Here is a 15351-nt window from a genome sequence, read left to right on the forward strand (position 1 = left end):
GGCTGCGCCAGACCAAAGAATCTCAGTGAGTCTAGCGTGTTCATCGACGAACACCCGTCACGAGGGCCATGCGCCAACATGTTTGCCAAGCACCGCTGGTTGAACGTCACCTTGGGCCTGGGCAGCCTGGCGCTGCTGGCCGCCTGCGAACAGAAAAGCTTCGAGATCCTGCCGCCGATCCCGGTCGAGCAACTGGAAGTGCTCGGCGTGCAGACGCCGATCAAGAGCGTGCATTTCCATGACCGCGAGGGCGAGGGCCTGCTGGTGCTGAGCCGGGTCGATGGCCAGGCCACCGACCCCGATACCGAGGAGGAAGTCGACAAGGTGGTGCTCAAGGCCACCCTGTATGGCCGCGCCGCCAGTGCCGATGTCTTCAAGCCGCGCTGGCAGATCGAGCAGGAGACCACCTGCGCCGGCCTCGACCTCGACGTCGACTTCTATACCGATGTCAGTGATGTCGGCGACCTGAACAAGGACGGTGTCGCCGAAGTGACAGTGGCCAGCCATGCCTTCTGCGGTGGCGGTATCGACCCCCACGACATCGCTATCGAGATGCGTGAAGGCCAGGCGATCTACACCATCACCGGCCAGTCGCTGATCAGCCCGCCCGGTGAAGACCCGTTCGGCGGCGAGCGCGAAGACAGCGCCTCGTTGAAGAACGCACCGCCAGGTGTGCGCGAACATATGGATGCGGTCTGGCAGCGGGTCTACAAGCGGCCATGGAGCGAGTCGAGCCCTTCACCCGACGATCCGGACGAAGACGCCGAGTAGGCCCGCGCTATACTCCAGCGCAATGCGGCGTTGTGACACGCCGCACACCTTCGACCGCAGTCATTCAAGGCGGCGCGCCACCAGCCGACAACAAGGCTACAGGAGACCTCCCATGCTGCCGCCGATCATCCCGCTCAGTGCCGCCCCCGTGACCTCGCAACACGACCCGGTCAAGCCACCGCCGACCATTGCGCCGGTGGTGCCCACACAGCCGACCTCCAGCGATGGCACTATCGACCTGAAGAATCATCGTGATCCCGAAGAGCAGGCCTTGCTGCTGCGTGACGAGCAACGCCGCCAGCAAAAAAGGCGCAAGCAGGCTGAAGGTGATCGGTACGAGGCCGTCCCGGGTGAGGAGCTCAATGCCGACAACACCGTGCCGGTGGCGCCGATGGGCGAGCGCACGCGCCAGGGGTTGCTGGTGGATATCGAAGTCTGACTAGTCAGCGCCCTGGCAAGCCTTCATTATTGAGGCCTCTGCTGTCCGTCGAGCCCACCATGAGCCAAGACAACCTGATCGATTTCGGCGCCGAACGCGCCAAACGCATTCACGACCTCAATGACAAGCGCCTGGACGACATGCGCCAGGCCTTCGAGCAGGCCATGCCGCTGACCCAGGCCAAGAAGAAAAAGCCCAAGGGCAAACCGAAGAAGCGCTGAAACTTGATGCAGGTCAACCCTGCACCCGCCTTCCGCGCCCGGCTCCGGGCGCCATTGACTCCGGTCAATTTTCCTCCTCCTCGCATTGGTTACCTTGCACCCATCGGATGACGGCACATCAAGGGAGGAGCCGACATGTTCTTCGACAACGTGGTTATCGCCGGGGTGGTAACAGTCGGGTTGATGTTGGCCTTCTTCGCCGGTCTGGGCATTTTCATCTGGAAGGACTCGAAAAAGCGCAACCAGCGCTGATCCTTCCCGATACACGAGCACGCAAGGCATTTAGGGCGACTTCGGTCGCCCATTTTTTTTGCCTGCGAAAATCTGATCATCTAGATGATTAGCTAGCTAATTAATCGTTTGCGCTTTATCCTCCCTTCCGTTGTCTATCTTTCTTCCTATTACCCCCTGCGCGCCCAAGGTCCGTTTCGTGCCGATCACCTTCCAGGCCCTGTTTGCCCCCAGCAGCCTCGCCCTCAAGTTCGCCATCAAGACCTTGCTCGGTGGCGGCCTGGCGTTGTGGCTGGCGATGCGCTGGGGCCTGGAGCAACCGGCGTGGGCGCTGATGACCGCCTTCATCGTCGCCCAGCCGCTCTCGGGGATGGTGGTGCAGAAGGGCCTGGCGCGGTTGGCCGGCACCCTGGTCGGCACCTGCATGTCGGTGGTGTTCATCGGCCTGTTCGCCCAGACCCCGTGGCTGTTCCTGCTGACCCTGGCCTTGTGGCTGGCCCTGTGTACCGCTGCCTCGACCCAACTGCGTAGCGCCTGGGCCTACGCGTTCGTGCTGGCCGGCTACACCGTGGCGATCATCGCCCTGCCGGCGATTGACCACCCGCTGCAGGTATTCGACCAGGCGGTGGCGCGCTGCACCGAGATCTGCCTGGGCATCGTCTGTGCCACCCTCACCAGCGCGCTGCTCTGGCCCATGCGCGTGGAGCAGCAACTGGCTGGCCAGGCTCGCCAGGCCTGGCACAACGGCCTGCAGGCGGCCAGCGCCATGCTTGGGGGCGAAGACGAGGCACGCAGCGGCCTGCTCGACAGCCTCGGGCGCATCGTCGCCATCGATGCCCAGCGCGAACATGCCTGGTTCGAAGGCAGCCGCGGCCGCCAACGCGCCCGGGCAATCAGCGGCCTGAGCCAGTCACTGATGGTGCTTTTGCGTATCTCACGCTCGGTGCGCAGACAGTGGCGCCAGCTTGAAGAGGGCGAAGCCAGGCATCTGGCGCCATGGCTGGACGAGGTGCGCGCTCACCTGGCCAGCCCCGACCAGCCCAGCTTGCTGCTGTTGCGCCAGCGTGTCTGGGACGCCGCCCACGACGAGCGGATCAGCCCCGCCGAGCATTACTGCCTGGCGCGCCTGAGCTTGCTGTTGGACTACACGATGGCTTGCGCCCAGGCCCTCGATGACGTCGAGCAGGGGCGGGCGCCAAGGCAGGCGACACAGAGCCTGGCAACCCATCGCGACCTGTCCCTTGCCCTGCTGTTCGGTTCGCGCAGCGCCCTGGCCTTCCTGGCCATGAGCAGTTTCTGGCTGGCCACGGCCTGGCCATCGGCGCCAGGCGGCCTGGTGCTCACCTGTGTGGTCTGCAGCCTGTTCGCCAGCCGCGAGAATGGCGCGCAGATCGGCCTGAGTTTCCTGCGCGGTATCCTCCTGGCCATCCCGGTGGCGTTCCTGGTGGGGCAGATCCTGCTGCCGCAATGGAGCAGCTTCGCCATGCTCTGCCTGGGCATGGGCGTGCCGCTGTTCTTCGGCGCCCTGGGCATGGCCCACCCGCGTACCGGGGCGACCGCCACTTCCTATTGCCTGCACTTCATCGTTTTGGTGGCGCCGCTCAATGCCATGCATTTCGATGTGGCGACCATGCTCAACAGCGCCCAGGCCATGCTGCTGGGCGTGGGCACCGCGGTAATGGCGTTCCGCTTGCTGGTGCTGCGTCACCCGGCATGGCTTGGCCGGCGCCTGCGCGCGGCCACGCAAGGCGACCTGGTGCGCCTGACCCGGCGCGACCTGCGCGGCGCCGACAGCTGGTTCGGTGGGCGCATGGCCGACCGCCTGATGCAGCTGGCGCGGCATGCCAGCGAGCTGCCCGAAGCCGAGCGCAAGCGCTGGGACGATGGCCTGCACGGCCTGGATATCGGTGACGAACTGGTGCACCTGCGCATGTGCCTGGCCGTGGCCAAGGCACCGCTGGGCAATGCCGAGCGCCAGTACCTGCAGCAGTTGCAGGCGGTACTCGCCAGCGGCCCGGCGCCGGGGCGTGGCCAGCGCCTGGACGCCGCCAGTGAAGAGTTCATCGAGGCCCTGCGCCGCCAGCCGCCCAGTGACCCGCTGCGCCTGGCCATCGGCGCGGTGCTGCAATTGCGCAAGAGCTGGGGCAAGTGGTGCCGCTGGCAGGAGGAAGCCCATGGGGTTGCGTGAGTGGGCACTGGGCGGCGTGCTGCTCAGCCCGTTTCTGATCTATGTGTTGCTGGCGCTGGTGCTCACCGGGCTGTTGCGCTTCGTCGTGCAGGCCACCCCCCTGGGGCGCTGGATCTGGCACGAGGCGTTGTTCGACGCGGCGCTGTTCGTCTGTGTGCTGTATGGGGTGGTGCGCCTGTCAGGCCCTTTGTAAGGAGTAAGTCCATGCGTACAGTCGTACGTACCTTGGTCACCCTGTGTGTGGTGATCCTCGCTGTTTTTGCCGGCTATCAACTGTGGCAGTACTACATGCTCACGCCCTGGACCCGGGATGCCCGGGTGCGTGCCGACGTGGTGGTGATCGCCCCCGACGTGTCTGGCTGGGTCAGCGCGTTGAAGGTGCATGACAACCAGCAGGTGAAGGCCGGCGACCTGCTGATGAGCATCGACCGCGAACGCTTCCAGGCCGCCTTCGACCAGGCCACCGCCGTGGTCGAGACGCGTACCCAGCAGTTGCGCCTGCGCGAGCGCGAGGCCGCCCGGCGCACTGCCCTGGGGCCGGAGGCGATCAGTGCCGAGTTGCGCGAGAACGCCCAGATCAACGCCGCTGTCGCCCGCGGCGAACTGCACGAGGCCGAGGCCCAGTTGCAAGTGGCGAAGATCAACCTGGCCCGCAGCGAGGTACGCGCCCCGCGCGGCGGGCATATCACCAATCTGCGCCTGGCCGAGGGCAATTTCGTCAACACCGGGCAATCGGTGATGGCGCTGGTGGACGATGCCACGTTCTATATCCAGGCGTATTTCGAAGAAACCAAGCTGCCGCGGATTCGCGTCGGCGACCCGGTCAAGGTCTGGCTCATGGGCGCCGGCGACGCGATGCAAGGGCAGGTGGAAAGCATCAGCCGGGGGATCACCGACCGCAACTCGACGCCGGATGGGCAGTTGCTGCCCGAGGTGGAGCCTACGTTCAACTGGGTGCGGCTGGCGCAGCGCATTCCCGTGCGCATCCGCCTGGACCAGGTGCCCGAGGGCGTGACCCTGAGCGCTGGCATGACGGCTAGCGTGCAGGTGCATGAAGCGCCTTGAGGGAGCAGGCCCGCTTCCACTGGGATTGCATATGGCCTGAGGCCGGCGCGGTCGGTGTGGGAGCCGGCTCGTCGTGGCGACGAACCGCGGCGAAAGGGGCGCATCGCGCCCCCGGTACTCAGCCTCAAGGCTGCTGGGCAGTCGCCGCCAGCACGATCTCGCGAATGCACACCTGCTGCGGCTGCTGGTAGGCCCAGACGATCGCCCCGGCGACATCTTCCGCCGACAGCACCACGCCGCCCATGTCATTGGCCTTCCAGGCCTCGTAGTCGCGCTTGATGCCCTCGTCGGTGGTATGCCCGAGCAGCTCGGTCTCCACTGCGCCCGGCGCGATGGTCACCACCCGCACATTGTGCGGCGCCAGCTCCTCGCGCAGGTTTTCCGACAACCCGTGCACGGCGAACTTGCTGCCTACGTAGGCCACATGGTTGGGGAAGGTCTTGCGTCCGGCCACCGAGCTGACATTGATCAGGGTGCCATGGCGCCGCTCGACCATCCCGCCGACCAGCGCGTGCACGCCGTTGAGCAGGCCTTTGACGTTGATGTCGAACATGCGCTCCCATTGTTCCGGGTCCTGTTCGTGCATCTGCCCCAGCAGCATCACCCCGGCATTGTTCACCAGGGCATCGGCCGGCCCGTACACGGCTTCGGCCTCGGCCACGGCGGCGACCAGCGCCGCGCGGTCGCGGATATCCACGGCGCGGCACAGGCAATCGGGCAACGCCAGCGCCTCCAGGCGATCCAGGCGGCGGGCGATCAGCAGCAGCGGATGGCCCGCGGCGGAAAAGTGTTGGGCGGTGGCGGCGCCGATGCCGGAGCTGGCGCCGGTGATAATGATCAGGGGTTTGTTCATGGTTGCCTCCAAGGCATAATCGCTTTCGATGGCCAGGATTCTAGATAGCCCTTTCGGCCATGAAAAACGGCTTATTTCTCTGGCTGGCATCGGTTCTATCTATGGATATCCGTCATCTCAAGGCATTTATCGCGGTCTTCGAAGCGCGCAACATCACTGTAGCCGCCCAGCGTCTGTGCGTGGCGCAACCGACCTTGTCGGTGACCATCCGCCAGCTGGAGGATGACCTCGGCGCCGAGCTGTTCCTGCGTCAGGCCCGTGGGGTCGAGGTCAGCGAGCAGGCGCGTGAGCTGTATCCCCAGGCCTGCCGCATGGTGGCCGAGGCCGACGCGCTGCGCCTGCGTTTTCGCCAGGGACAGGAGCGGGTGCCTTTGGCTCTGGGCATCGAGACGGACATCGCGCCGGCCCAGGTCGAGGCTTGCGTGCGCCTGGCCAGCCAGGCGGTGGCGGGCCTGCAATTGACCTTGCTCGAAGGCTGCGACGGGGATGCGCGGTTGGCCGATGAGGCCCAGCGTTGCGAGGACGAACTGTTCTTGCCGTTGTGGGAGGAGGCCTTCGTGCTGGTAATGGCGACCGGCAGCCAGCCGGACGGGCGCTGGATCACCTGTCCGCAGCATCCTTCGCACCAGCGCCTGATGGGGTTGTACGGCGAAGGCGAGCAGGTTGGCCAGGCCGGTTCGTTGCAACTGGCGCTGGCCATGGTCGCCGCCGGGCTGGGCGCGGCATGGTTGCCGCAGTCCCTGGCCGAGCGCTGTCCCGGGGTGTACTGGCGGCCCGGCAGCGGCCTGGCACTGCGGCGCCGGGTCGGCTTGTGCATCACCCATGAGGCTTTGTCACTTCCTGCCGTCGCTGCGCTGCACCAGGCCTTGAACCGAGCTTGAGCGCATTGCGCAGCGTGTGCCTCAGAGGAACATGCCCCCCGACACCTCCAGCCGCTGCCCGTTGATCCAGCCATTGCCATCCTCCAGCAACAGGGCAATGGCCGCGCCGATATCGTCGGGCAGGCCGACCCGGCCCAGGGCGGTGTTGCCAGCGATGTAGTCATTGACCTGCTGGTTGTCACGCACCACGCCCCCGCCGAAATCGGTCTCGATGGCGCCCGGCGCGAGAATGTTCACCCGGATGCCGCGCGCGCCCAGCTCCTTGGCCTGGTAGCGGGTCAGCACTTCCATGGCGCCCTTCATGGCCGCATAGGCGGCATAGCCGGGCAGGGCGAAGCGGGTCAGGCCGGTGGAGATGTTGACGATCCGCCCGCCGTCGGCCAGCAGCGGCAGCAGGCGCTGGGTAAGGAAGAACGGGCCTTTGAGCTGGATGTTCAGCAACTGGTCGAACTGCGCCTCGCTGGTCTCGCTGAATGGCACGTTCAGGCCGATGCCGGCGTTGTTTACCAGGAAGTCCAGCTGACGGCGGCCGAACTGCTGTTCGAGGGTGTCGCCCAGGCGTTCGACGAAACTTGCGAAGCTGGCGCTGTCGCTGACGTCCAGTTGCAGCATGGCGGCGCGCACGCCGGCCTGCTCCAGCGTGGCCGCCACGGCGCGGGCTTCGTCGGCCTTGCTGTGGTAGGTGCCGATGATGTCGATGCCACGGGCGGCCAGGTGTTCGGCGGTGTTCTTGCCCAGGCCGCGGCTGGCGCCGGTGATCAGTGCGATCTTGCGAGTCATGTCGGATACCTCGTTGTGGGTGGCTGTTGCGGACAGGTTATTGATCGGGGATAGGCTGTTAAATCCACGGATTCCGGAAATACTGTTCGCATCAATCGGACAATGAGGATGGGTATGAACAAGCTGGATCTGCTGCGTACCTTTGTCAGGGTCAGCGAACTGAGCAGTTTCACCCTGGCCGGCGAAAGCCTGGGGCTGCCGCGCTCGACTGTCTCCGAGCAGGTGCGGGCGCTGGAAAACCTGCTCGGCACGCGCCTGCTCAACCGCACCACGCGCCGGGTGCGCACGACCCAGGACGGCGCCTTGCTGTACGAGCGCAGCAAGGACCTGTTGTCAGGCATGGACGAGATCGAGAGCCTGTTCAGCGCCGACGACGCCGAACTGGCCGGGCGCCTGCGCATCGACCTGCCGACCATGATGGCGCGACGGGTCATCGTGCCGGCGCTGCCGCAGTTTCTCGAACGCTTCCCGCGCCTGGACGTGGAGATCAGTTGCACCGACCGCCAGGTCGACCTGTTGCGCGAAGGTTTCGACTGCGTGATGCGCATCGGCGCGCTCAGCGACCTGGACGTGGTGGCGCGTCCGGTCGGGCGCCTGAGCATGCGCAACTGCGCCAGCCCCGCCTATCTGGAGCGGCATGGCGTACCCCGCAGCCTGGAGGACCTGGATAGTCACCGGCTGGTCCACTACGTGCGCAACCTCGGCGCGCGCAGTGCCGGGTTCGAATACGAGCAGGGCGGCGAGTTGCGCTTCCAGGCCATGGCTGGCGTGGTCACGGTGAACAACGCCGAAGCCTATTCCGCCGCCTGCCTGGCTGGGCTCGGCCTGATCCAGGTGCCGGCGGTAGGTGTCGATGAACACCTGCGCGCGGGTGAACTGGTGTCACTGCTCGAGCCCTGGCAGGCGCGGGCCATGCCGGTGTCGCTGTTGTATGCGCGGCAGCGCCATGTGCCGCGCCGGGTGCAGGCGTTCATGAACTGGCTGGCGGTGCTGCTGGAGTCTCAGGTCGACCCTTCGGCAGGCGAAAACTGAACAGCGTGCCGGCCTCGGCGCTGGAGGTCACCTCCATGCGGCCGCCGTGGGCCAGGGCGATCTGCTTGGTAATGTACAGCCCCAGGCCCAGGCCGGGCTGGGGCGCGCCGGAGATCGGCCGGCTGAAAGGCTCGAACAGCAGGGGCAGGGTTTGCGGGGCGATCGGCGTGCCCTGGTTGTGCACGCTCAGGTCGAAGGTACTGTCGCTGAGGCTGGCGCGCACGGTTACCGGGCCTTGTGGGTCGCCATGGAGGAGGGCATTGGCGATCAGGTTGGACAACAGTTGCGTGATCCGCTCGCGGTCACACAGCAGGCCGCCGACCTGGCCGATGTCGAGGATGATGCGCCGCTGCGGGTGGACACGCTGCAGCTCGGAGGCCACATGGCCGAGAGCGTCCGGCAGGTCGTGGCAGGGCTGCAGGTTCAGCGGGATCCCGGCACCAAGGCGACCACGGGCGAAGTCCAGCATGTCGCGCACCAGCTCGGTGGCCCGCTGGCCGCAGGTGAGGATATGCAGGGCAATGGCCCGTTGCTTGTCGTCGGTCAGGCGCTGGCTGAGCAGTTCGGCACCGGCGGTGATGGCGAACAGCGGGTTGCGCAGGTCGTGGCCGAGCACGGCGATGAACTGCTCGCGCACCTCGGCCATGGCCCGCTCTTTGTGCAGGGCGCGCTCGGTGCGCTGGGCGCTTTCCTCGCTTTCGATCTGGATGGCCAGCAGGCGGGCGAACGATTCCATCATTGGCTGGATTGCCGTGCCCTTGAGTGGCGTTGGCTCGGCGTCCAGGGCACAGATGGTACCGAAGAAGCTGCCGTCGGTACGTAGCACCGGAACCGAAATGTAGCTTTCGAAGCGGTACTGGCGCGGAGCGCGATGACGGCAGTACTGCTCGTCCTCGCTGGCCTTGTCGATCACGATGGTCTGGCGTGTGCTGCGGATTTCGTGGCACAGCGTGGTGGCGACCTCGAGTTCGCCGCCTACCTCGAGGCCGAATCCCAGGGTGTCGAGCACCGCGCAGGCCGTCCAGCTGCTCTCGGTCACCCGGGCCACGGCGGCAAAGCGCAGGCCGGTGGTCTCGCAGATGACCTGGAGGATGGCCGGCACGGCGTTGATGCGACCAATGATGGCGATGTCGGCGGTGACGGCCTGGGTCATGAGGGGCGGATCCGATAACAACGAAGGGGCTCGAAAATCCAGTCTAGCGGGCCTTGGCACGAGGGGTGAAAAACCTTGGCGAACGGTCTGGCACTTGGGTTAGGCTGGCACTTGCGCGTTGCCCGCCAGAGGCGACCGCCCCCTCTGCGTGCGTCACTTCCGAATTCTTTGCGAGGTTACGCCATGGCCATCACATCCCAGGACATCTGCATCGCCGCCGATCAGCTCAAGGGCTTCGTCGGTTTTCACGGCAAACGCGGCACCCATATCGTGCGGTTTTCAGAGGACGCGTTCGGCATGGACGTGGCCGACGACAGCATCACCCCCTGCAGCGAGTTCGTCTGGCGGCCCGAGGCCGATGCGCGCATGGCGCTGTGCCGGGAGCGCCTGGCGTTGCTGCTGGAGCAGCATGTGGACGATCGGTTGAACATCGGCGAGCCATTGCGCATCTACCTCAACCGTACCGACCTGCCCGAGATCGTCGCCGAGCGCAATCTGCGTTGACGCCAGGGCAGTGCATTCAGGACGCATCCTGGCGAACTTCGCGGTTCGCCAGCAGCGCCTCGAACTCTGCCCGGTCCACGGGCTTGCTCAGGTAGTAGCCCTGCACCTCGTGGCACTGCTCCTTGTCCAGCGCCTTCAATTGCTGCTCGGTCTCCACGCCCTCGGCGGTCACCGTCAGCCCCATGGCCTTGCCCAGGTTGATGATCGCCTGGACCACGGCCCGGTCGTTGCCGCTCTGGCTGCTCAGCCCGGCGATGAAGCGCTTGTCGATCTTGATGCTGTCGAAGGGGTAGGTGCGCAGGTAGCCCAGTGACGAGTAGCCGGTGCCGAAGTCGTCCATGTTCAGGCGCACGCCCAGTTCCTTGAGCGCGAGCATGGTGCCCAGGGCACCTTCGATGTCGTTGAGCATCACGTTCTCGGTGATTTCCAGCTCCAGGCGCTGGGCCGGGAAGCCGGTGTCCAGCAACACCTGGCGCACATCGGCGACCACATCGCTGCGGGAGAACTGCGCGGGCGACAGGTTGACCGAGACCAGCAGCTCTTCGGGCCAGTCACGGGCATTGCGGCAGGCTTCTTCGAGCACCCAGCGGCCCAGCGGGACGATCAGGTCGCTCTGTTCGGCCAAGGGAATGAAAGTGTCTGGCCCGATCAGCCCTTCCTGGGGATGCTCCCAGCGCAAGAGGGCCTCCACCGAAACGATGCGCAGATCGTCCAGGCGGTAGCGTGGCTGGTAGTGCAGCACGAACTCGTGCTGCTTGATCGCCCGGCGCAGGTCGTTTTCCAGCTGGCGGCGGTACTGGATCTGCTGGTTCATTTCCGGCGAGAAGTAACGCCAGGTGTTCTTGCCGTCGGCCTTGGCCTGGTACAGGGCAATGTCGGCGCAACGGATCAGTTCGCCGGCGTCGTAGCCCTGTGCCCGGGTCTGGGCGATGCCGATGCTGGCACCGATGTGCAACTGGTGTTCCTCGAAACCGATGGGTTGTTGCAGCAGGTCGAGCAGGCGCGCGCAGAAACGGTCGATTTCGCTGCGGTTGTCCAGGCCATGCAGGACCAGGACGAACTCGTCGCCGCCCAGGCGGGCGACCAGGTCATCGTCGCGGGTGGTGTCGCGCAGGCGGCTGGCCACTTCCTGCAACACCGCGTCGCCGGCAGGGTGGCCGAGGGAGTCGTTGATCGGCTTGAAGCTGTCCAGGTCGAGCAGCAACAGCGTGAGGGGCGGCGAGTCGCTGCCGCGTAGCAGGGCTTGTTCGAGGTGGCGCGACAGTTTGTTGCGGTTGGCGAGGCCGGTCAGGGCGTCGTGCATCGACAGGTGCTGGATGCGGGCATGGGCGGCAACCTCGTCGGTGATGTCGCTGGCGGTGCCGCGAAACCCGGCGAGCTTGCCTTCATAGATGATCGAGCGCGCCGACACGCGGCAGTAACGGTTCTGCCCGGTGGCGTCATCGTAGTTGCAACGCAGGTTGGCCAGTTGCTGGGTATCGCTGTCGGCCTCGTTGTCGAGCCAGGGCAGCAGGGGCGTGGTGTCGCAGGCCAGCAACTGGTTGAGCGGCTGGCCGAGCCAGTCCTCGATGCGGTAGCCGGTGACGCTGACGAAGCGCTGCGACAGGTAGGTCAGGCGGTGATGACGGTCGGTTTCCCAGATCCAGTCGGAGGCGGCTTCGGCCACTGCGCGAAAGCGCTGCTCGCTGGCTTCCAGGGCGCGGTTGCTCTGCTGCAATCGCAGCAGGCTTTCATCTATTGCCTGGGAACTTCGCAGGGCGTGGCGGAACAGGTAGAGAAGCACCAGGCCAAGCACGAGCAGTACTGCCAGCAGCGGCGGCAGGAAGGCATGCAGCAGTTGGCGGCCCGGCAGCGGGGTGTTCCAGACCAGGTGATAACCGGTTTCGCCGAGGGCGATATGCGGTTGTCCGGCCTGGGCGACGGCGTTTTTCTCCAGGCGCATGCCGGTCAAACCCGCGCCTTTGCCCAGCACTGCGAGCTTGGCTTCGGTCAGCTGGTCGACGAACACCATCACCGGCGCCTGTTTTACATCAGCCTCGGTCACTTCCTTGTCCGGGCGTACCGCCGCGGCGCTGAGCACGGCGGGCCAGCCGTTGAAGCGTACGAAGTGGGTTACCTGCTCGCGGGCCGGTGCTGCCCTGCGCGCCGCGTCGATGATTGCCGCCAGGGGGCTGTCGATATGGGCGCTAGCCGGCGAATCGGTGGGTTTGCCCTTGAACAGGGCGTAGGTGGTGCGGTCATCCTCGACCACGAACACACCTTCGTAGCCGCTGGCGCTGTACAGCGACTCACCGACGTTCTTCTCGTCATACGCCCACTGCCAGTCGACCTTGCCTACCAGATGTTCGTAGGCGGCGTCCCAGACGGCGTAGCTGGAGAGGAACTGGCGTGAGGCCACCAGCCGCTGTTCCAGCGCCTGGGAGGCCTGGAAGGTGCTTTGCTCCAGCGCCTGGCGGTCCAGCGTGGCGGCGATGTTGAACAATGCCACCAAGGTGAACACGCAAGCGAGCCCGAACAGCGCGCAGAAACCGCCGACCAGGCGGCGCACCTGCAGGCGCGAGGTGGGACTGGAGGGTGAAAGGTCGACGTTCCTGTCCATGTACGGGCGACTCCTTCAACTGCTGTCTGCGCCCGAGGCCTGGGCGAAGGTTCAGTCAGGATAGGCCAGCCTGAGCGTGGCGGCCTCGCCGCGAGCGAAATTGACCTGGTCGCGACCCTGGTGCTTGGCGGCATACAGGGCCTTGTCGGCCTGTTCCAGCCAATGCTCGGGCGAGGCGAGGTCGGGTCGAAAGTCAGCCAGGCCGATGCTCAGGCTGATGCGCAAGCCCGGCAAATGCGGGTTGCGATAGGCGGCCACGCGTTCGCGCAGGCGCTCCATGGCCTGGCAGGCCTGGGCTTCGTGGGTGCCGGGAAGGATCACGCAGAACTCGTCGCCGCCATAGCGCCCGGCCAGGTCGTCCTCGCGCAAGTTGCGCTTGAGCTCCTGGCTGAGCTGGCGCAACACGCAGTCGCCGACCACATGGCCGTAGGTATCATTGATGGTCTTGAAGTGGTCGATGTCGATCAGCGCGATGACCGCCGGCAGCCGTTGCTGCTGGCAGATCTGGAACTTGAGCAGCAACAGGTCTTTCCACGAGCCATGGTTGAGCAGGCCGGTCAGGCTGTCGGTGCGACTCAGGGCGCTGAGGCGGCGCTTGTGTTCGGTCAGCTTGATCGCCAGCTGGTAGCACACCCAGCCCAGGGCCAGGGGGTAGAAGGTCAGCATCGGCAGGCAGGCGAGGACCTGCAACTGCGTGGCCTGTGTCTGCAGGCCGGTGCCGAGCAGCATGGTGGCCAGGAGCATGCCGCACAGCTGCGCCAGCAGGCCGCGCAGCAGCACGCGTTTGCCACCGGCGGCGACGTTGTTCATGGTCATCATCGACAGGATGGTGACGCTGGGTAGCGGGTTGAACTGGATAGCCGCGGTCCAGAAACCGCCCATCAGCGAATCCAGCAGGATGTTGCGCTGCTCGGCCTGGTAGGGAGTGGCCGAGCGCAGGGCCCACTGGTAGGCCACGTGTGGCCAGACCAAGCCATTGACCAGCAGCAGGGCCCAGGCCCAGTTCGGTGGGTTCAGCGGGGCGATGGCGGCCATCACGCTGAACAGGCCGATTCCCAGGCCGATGATGCGCGGCAGGTAGATGCGCCTGACGAAAGAGAGCCCCTTGCCGCTGCGGTTGTCGATCATGGTTATCGTTCTTCTGTGGAGCGCCGTTTATCGCATAAGTAATGTGAATATTGTTGAACAATCGTTCATCGGCGAAAAATGACCTTACAAGCCATTTCACGGTTGATCCGACCCTGTGGAGTAATATGAAGGCTTTCCTCTTTTGCGGAGTGCTGCTGCTCATGGTCCCCATGGCTATCCCCGCTGGCGAGCCGGCACCGCAGCGTGACGGACGCTTTCACAACCAGGTCGAACTGCCCAAGGATGGCGCGCTCAAGAAGCTGCGCATCGGCGTCAAGTACCTGTTGCTGCGCAAGCCGCCGCAAACCCGGCCGGATGCGGCGCTGAACCTGCAGCCGATGACCCGCCAGCAGGTGGCTGACGCACCGGATCACAGCCTGTGGCGCCTCGGCCATTCCACTGTGCTGCTCAAGTTGCGCGGGCGCTTCTTCATTACCGACCCGGTGTTCGCCGAGCGCGCCTCGCCGGTGCAATGGGCCGGGCCGTTGCGCTTCCATGCACCGCCGCTGGCGCTGGGCGACCTGCCGCCACTGACCGCGGTGATTCTCTCCCACGACCATTACGACCATCTGGATGAGCAGGCCATCCGCCAACTGGCACCGCGCACCGAGCATTTCCTCGCTCCGTTGGGCGTGGGGGACCTGCTCGTCGAGTGGGGTGTGCCGCCGGCCAAGGTGCGGCAACTGGACTGGTGGCAGGAAACCGAAGTCGAAGGCGTGCGCTTCGTTGCCACGCCTGCCCAGCATTTTTCCGGGCGCGGGCTGTTCGACAGCAACCGCAGGCTCTGGGCATCCTGGGTGATGATCGACGAAGGGCTGCGGCTGTTCTTCAGCGGCGACACCGGCTATTTCGACGGTTTCCGTGAAATCGGCGAGCAGTATGGGCCGTTCGACCTGACCCTGATGGAGACTGGCGCCTATAACGTTGCCTGGCCCAATGTGCACATGCAGCCGGAACAGACCCTGCAGGCGCACATGGACTTGCGAGGCCGCTGGCTGTTGCCGATTCACAACGGCACCTTCGACCTGTCCATCCACGGTTGGCAGGAGCCCTTCGAGCGTATCCTGGCCCTGGCCAATGCCGCCCAGGTGCAACTAAGCACGCCGCAGATGGGCGAGCGGGTCAGCCTCGACTCGCCGCACCCCGGGCAGAACTGGTGGCGGCCAAGGCCATTGCCGCAGCGGGGCAGGGGAGCCGAGCGGGCGGTTGCGGCGCGCTAGTCCTTGGTCTGTTTGTCGTCCTTCAATAGCTTCGAGGGAGGCTTGCCGCTGTCGCTGCGTACCTGGGCGTGGCTGATCAGGGCAAAGATGAAGCTGCCGCCGATGATGTTGCCCGCCAGGGTGGGCAATGCGAAGTCGAGCCAGAACGCTTGCCAGGTTTCATCGCCGGCCCAGACCAGGTACGACACTTCCACCGAGCCTACGACAATGTGGGTGAAGTCGCCCAGGGCCATCAGGTAGGTGATCACCAGGATGATCCAGATCTTGGCGTGCTCCATGGACGGGA

Annotated in this window: 17 protein-coding genes (1 of these 17 only partly in view); 11 read left to right on the forward strand and 6 right to left on the reverse strand. The window is 65.5% G+C overall.

Annotated elements, in window-relative coordinates:
- The first annotated feature begins 78 nt into the window (after positions 1 to 78).
- From CCOS191_RS06305 to CCOS191_RS06330, 7 genes are all read left to right on the forward strand, one after another.
- Positions 79 to 771, forward strand: a complete 693-nt coding sequence (locus CCOS191_RS06305) for a M949_RS01915 family surface polysaccharide biosynthesis protein (protein WP_046854493.1) — start codon at positions 79 to 81, stop codon at positions 769 to 771.
- A 112-nt stretch (positions 772 to 883) separates the two neighbouring features.
- Positions 884 to 1210 (forward strand): hypothetical protein, encoded by a 327-nt coding sequence (locus CCOS191_RS06310; protein ID WP_046854494.1) that lies wholly within the window; start codon positions 884 to 886, stop codon positions 1208 to 1210.
- A 59-nt stretch (positions 1211 to 1269) separates the two neighbouring features.
- A complete protein-coding gene (locus CCOS191_RS28105; RefSeq protein WP_172670873.1) occupies positions 1270 to 1431 on the forward strand; it encodes a hypothetical protein in 162 nt (53 codons plus the stop codon).
- A 135-nt stretch (positions 1432 to 1566) separates the two neighbouring features.
- On the forward strand, positions 1567 to 1683 hold the full coding sequence (ccoM, locus tag CCOS191_RS28570) for a cytochrome c oxidase subunit CcoM (RefSeq protein ID WP_023629476.1): 117 nt from the start codon (positions 1567 to 1569) through the stop codon (positions 1681 to 1683).
- A gap of 178 nt (positions 1684 to 1861) precedes the next feature.
- Entirely contained in the window at positions 1862 to 3850 is a 1989-nt protein-coding gene (locus tag CCOS191_RS06320; RefSeq protein WP_046854495.1) for an FUSC family protein, read from the forward strand.
- Complete coding sequence (locus CCOS191_RS06325) at positions 3837 to 4043, forward strand: DUF1656 domain-containing protein (protein ID WP_046854496.1); 207 nt, start codon at positions 3837 to 3839, stop codon at positions 4041 to 4043. Before CCOS191_RS06320 ends, CCOS191_RS06325 begins: the two co-directional genes overlap by 14 nt.
- Before the next feature lie 11 nt (positions 4044 to 4054).
- A complete protein-coding gene (locus tag CCOS191_RS06330; protein WP_046854497.1) occupies positions 4055 to 4915 on the forward strand; it encodes an efflux RND transporter periplasmic adaptor subunit in 861 nt (286 codons plus the stop codon).
- Between the two features lie 124 nt (positions 4916 to 5039).
- On the opposite strand, the gene CCOS191_RS06335 is transcribed toward CCOS191_RS06330, so the two are convergent.
- Complete coding sequence (locus CCOS191_RS06335) at positions 5040 to 5768, reverse strand: SDR family oxidoreductase (protein WP_046854498.1); 729 nt, start codon at positions 5766 to 5768, stop codon at positions 5040 to 5042.
- A gap of 101 nt (positions 5769 to 5869) precedes the next feature.
- Between CCOS191_RS06335 and CCOS191_RS06340 the strand changes: the two genes are divergently transcribed.
- On the forward strand, positions 5870 to 6649 hold the full coding sequence (locus tag CCOS191_RS06340; protein ID WP_046854499.1) for a LysR family transcriptional regulator: 780 nt from the start codon (positions 5870 to 5872) through the stop codon (positions 6647 to 6649).
- Positions 6650 to 6670: 21 nt separating this feature from the next.
- Here CCOS191_RS06340 and CCOS191_RS06345 read toward each other — a convergent pair whose 3' ends face one another.
- A complete protein-coding gene (locus CCOS191_RS06345) occupies positions 6671 to 7429 on the reverse strand; it encodes an SDR family NAD(P)-dependent oxidoreductase (protein ID WP_046854500.1) in 759 nt (252 codons plus the stop codon).
- A gap of 114 nt (positions 7430 to 7543) precedes the next feature.
- On the opposite strand from CCOS191_RS06345, the gene CCOS191_RS06350 reads away from it, so the two are divergent.
- The gene (locus tag CCOS191_RS06350) at positions 7544 to 8461 is read left to right on the forward strand and encodes a LysR family transcriptional regulator (protein ID WP_046854501.1); all 918 of its coding nucleotides are present in this window, start codon (positions 7544 to 7546) and stop codon (positions 8459 to 8461) included.
- On the opposite strand, the gene CCOS191_RS06355 is transcribed toward CCOS191_RS06350, so the two are convergent.
- Entirely contained in the window at positions 8400 to 9614 is a 1215-nt protein-coding gene (locus CCOS191_RS06355) for a GAF domain-containing sensor histidine kinase (protein ID WP_046854502.1), read from the reverse strand. The two genes, CCOS191_RS06350 and CCOS191_RS06355, sit on opposite strands and share 62 nt — an antisense overlap.
- Before the next feature lie 183 nt (positions 9615 to 9797).
- Between CCOS191_RS06355 and CCOS191_RS06360 the strand changes: the two genes are divergently transcribed.
- Entirely contained in the window at positions 9798 to 10118 is a 321-nt protein-coding gene (locus CCOS191_RS06360) for a DUF2025 family protein (RefSeq protein ID WP_023629578.1), read from the forward strand.
- 16 nt (positions 10119 to 10134) lie between these two features.
- Here the strand turns inward: CCOS191_RS06360 and CCOS191_RS06365 are convergent, their stop codons facing one another.
- Positions 10135 to 12717, reverse strand: a complete 2583-nt coding sequence (locus CCOS191_RS06365) for a bifunctional diguanylate cyclase/phosphodiesterase (protein ID WP_046854503.1) — start codon at positions 12715 to 12717, stop codon at positions 10135 to 10137.
- 51 nt (positions 12718 to 12768) lie between these two features.
- Complete coding sequence (locus tag CCOS191_RS06370) at positions 12769 to 13845, reverse strand: diguanylate cyclase (RefSeq protein ID WP_046854504.1); 1077 nt, start codon at positions 13843 to 13845, stop codon at positions 12769 to 12771.
- A 125-nt stretch (positions 13846 to 13970) separates the two neighbouring features.
- Here CCOS191_RS06370 and CCOS191_RS06375 point away from each other — a divergent pair, with 125 nt between their 5' ends.
- On the forward strand, positions 13971 to 15065 hold the full coding sequence (locus CCOS191_RS06375; RefSeq protein WP_082120363.1) for an MBL fold metallo-hydrolase: 1095 nt from the start codon (positions 13971 to 13973) through the stop codon (positions 15063 to 15065).
- Here the strand turns inward: CCOS191_RS06375 and CCOS191_RS06380 are convergent.
- Positions 15062 to 15351: the end of a formate/nitrite transporter family protein gene (locus CCOS191_RS06380; RefSeq protein WP_046854505.1), read on the reverse strand. 586 nt of this gene lie beyond the right edge of the window; the window shows 290 of its 876 coding nt (coding positions 587-876); the start codon falls outside the window, past its right edge; its stop codon occupies positions 15062 to 15064. The genes CCOS191_RS06375 and CCOS191_RS06380 overlap by 4 nt on opposite strands.

Source organism: Pseudomonas sp. CCOS 191, assembly GCF_001007005.1.
Taxonomy (GTDB): Bacteria; Pseudomonadota; Gammaproteobacteria; order Pseudomonadales; family Pseudomonadaceae; genus Aquipseudomonas; species Aquipseudomonas soli.

Excerpts from the sequence above, each read along its gene's own strand:
- CCOS191_RS06305 (WP_046854493.1), top strand. The coding sequence starts at position 79 with ATGTTTGCCAAGCACCGCTGGTTGAACGTCACCTTGGGCCTGGGCAGC.
- CCOS191_RS06310 (WP_046854494.1), top strand. The coding sequence starts at position 884 with ATGCTGCCGCCGATCATCCCGCTCAGTGCCGCCCCCGTGACCTCGCAA.
- CCOS191_RS28105 (WP_172670873.1), top strand. The coding sequence starts at position 1,270 with ATGAGCCAAGACAACCTGATCGATTTCGGCGCCGAACGCGCCAAACGC.
- ccoM (WP_023629476.1), top strand. The coding sequence starts at position 1,567 with ATGTTCTTCGACAACGTGGTTATCGCCGGGGTGGTAACAGTCGGGTTG.
- CCOS191_RS06325 (WP_046854496.1), top strand. The coding sequence starts at position 3,837 with ATGGGGTTGCGTGAGTGGGCACTGGGCGGCGTGCTGCTCAGCCCGTTT.
- CCOS191_RS06330 (WP_046854497.1), top strand. The coding sequence starts at position 4,055 with ATGCGTACAGTCGTACGTACCTTGGTCACCCTGTGTGTGGTGATCCTC.
- CCOS191_RS06335 (WP_046854498.1), bottom strand. The coding sequence starts at position 5,768 with ATGAACAAACCCCTGATCATTATCACCGGCGCCAGCTCCGGCATCGGC.
- CCOS191_RS06340 (WP_046854499.1), top strand. The coding sequence starts at position 5,870 with ATGGATATCCGTCATCTCAAGGCATTTATCGCGGTCTTCGAAGCGCGC.
- CCOS191_RS06345 (WP_046854500.1), bottom strand. The coding sequence starts at position 7,429 with ATGACTCGCAAGATCGCACTGATCACCGGCGCCAGCCGCGGCCTGGGC.
- CCOS191_RS06350 (WP_046854501.1), top strand. The coding sequence starts at position 7,544 with ATGAACAAGCTGGATCTGCTGCGTACCTTTGTCAGGGTCAGCGAACTG.
- CCOS191_RS06355 (WP_046854502.1), bottom strand. The coding sequence starts at position 9,614 with ATGACCCAGGCCGTCACCGCCGACATCGCCATCATTGGTCGCATCAAC.
- CCOS191_RS06360 (WP_023629578.1), top strand. The coding sequence starts at position 9,798 with ATGGCCATCACATCCCAGGACATCTGCATCGCCGCCGATCAGCTCAAG.
- CCOS191_RS06365 (WP_046854503.1), bottom strand. The coding sequence starts at position 12,717 with ATGGACAGGAACGTCGACCTTTCACCCTCCAGTCCCACCTCGCGCCTG.
- CCOS191_RS06370 (WP_046854504.1), bottom strand. The coding sequence starts at position 13,845 with ATGATCGACAACCGCAGCGGCAAGGGGCTCTCTTTCGTCAGGCGCATC.
- CCOS191_RS06375 (WP_082120363.1), top strand. The coding sequence starts at position 13,971 with ATGAAGGCTTTCCTCTTTTGCGGAGTGCTGCTGCTCATGGTCCCCATG.